At 63.8% G+C, this 1656-nt stretch carries 1 protein-coding gene; it reads left to right on the top strand.

Translation table 11 applies throughout. From position 1 onward, the window contains the following. Positions 1-1656: condensation domain-containing protein (locus tag QX070_RS32990; protein WP_315741309.1), on the top strand; the 1656-nt coding region annotated here is incomplete at both ends.

Raw genomic sequence — 1656 nt, forward strand, 5'->3', positions numbered from 1 at the left:
ACACCCCGCCGCGGACACCACGCGAAGAGAAACTCTGCGCTCTGTTTGCCGAGACCCTCGGGCTCGAGCGCGTCGGGATCCATGACAACTTCTTCGATCTCGGCGGCCATTCGCTGCTCGTGACGCATTTGGTCTCGAAAATCCGTGCTGCTTTCGGGGTCGAGCTGCCGCTTGGTACGCTGTTTGAAGTTTCGACCATCTCCGGGCTCGCTGAACGGCTCGATCAGGCCGAGGCGGCAGCACGACCGACTCTTCGGCCGGGCCCTCGTCCGGAGGTGATCCCGCTCTCGTTCGCGCAAAGTCGCCTGTGGTTCCTCAACCATCTCGAAGGACAAAGCCCACACTATAATCTCACGCTCGCATTGCGTCTTCGCGGTGCCCTCGATCGCGACGCCCTCGAAGCCGCCCTCGCCGATTTGGTCGAGCGGCATGAGAGTCTGCGAACCGTCTTCCCGGAGACGGCGGGCACACCCCGCCAGCTGATCCTCGATGCTGAAATCGCTCGGCCGATCCTCGCGGTGGCGGCAACCACTGAGGCCGAGCTTCCCCAGGCGCTCAACATGGCCGCGAGCCGCGGCTTCGATCTCGCCGTCGAACCGCCGCTCCGCGTCGATCTCTTCGTCCTCGCGCCGCGCGACCAGGTTCTGCTGCTGTTGATCCATCATATTGCCGGCGACGGAGCTTCGCTCGGGCCGCTGGCTCGCGATCTCGCTACCGCTTATGCTGCGCGTAGTGAGAAGCGCGCGCCTGTCTTCGAGCCGCTGCCCCTGCAATACGCCGACTACACGCTTTGGCAGCACGCGCTGCTCGGCAATGAGGAGGATCCCGAGAGCCCGGTCGCGCGCCAGTTGGAGTATTGGAAGAAGGCGCTGCATGGCCTGCCGGAGCAACTGGAGCTGCCGGTTGACCGTTCCCGGTCGCCTGTTCCCAGCCATCATGGTGATACTGTCGCGTTCGAGATCACCCCCGAAGTGCACCAGGGGCTGCTGATGCTGGCGCGCGAACAGCAGGCCAGTCTCTTCATGGTGCTCCAAGCCGGCCTCGCTGCGCTGCTCACGCGGTTGGGCGCAGGTACGGACATCCCAATCGGCAGTCCGGTGGCGGGGCGCAGCGATCACGCGCTCGACGACTTGATCGGATTTTTCGTCAACACCGTGGTACTGCGCAGCGACACCGCTGGAAATCCAAGCTTCCGCGAACTGGTGGATCGCGTGCGCGCCGCCAATCTCGATGCCTACGCGAATCAGGACTTGCCGTTCGAGCGCCTCGTCGAGGCGATCAATCCGACACGGTCTCTGAGACGCCACCCGCTCTTCCAGGTGATGCTCGCGTTACAGAACGCTGGTACGCTCAGCCTTGATATGCCCGGTCTCACCATCGTCCCGCAACCGATGAGCAGCAGCGCTGCCAAATTCGATCTGGCCTTGATCTTGACAGAGAGTCGTGGCCAGCACGGTGGGTCAGCTGGGATCGAAGGCACGATCGAATACAGTACGGATCTGTTCGAGCGGAAAGCCGTCGAAGCCATCGCCACGCGTTTGGTGCGCCTGCTCGAATCTGCAACCGCCACGCCGGATCAGCCGATTGGCGCAATCGACATTCTCGACGCGGCGGAGCGGCGTCGGGTGCTGGCGGAGTGGAATGACACGGTGCGCG

The sequence above is a fragment of the Bradyrhizobium sp. SZCCHNR1093 genome (genome assembly GCF_032381175.1).
Taxonomy (GTDB): domain Bacteria; phylum Pseudomonadota; class Alphaproteobacteria; order Rhizobiales; family Xanthobacteraceae; genus Bradyrhizobium.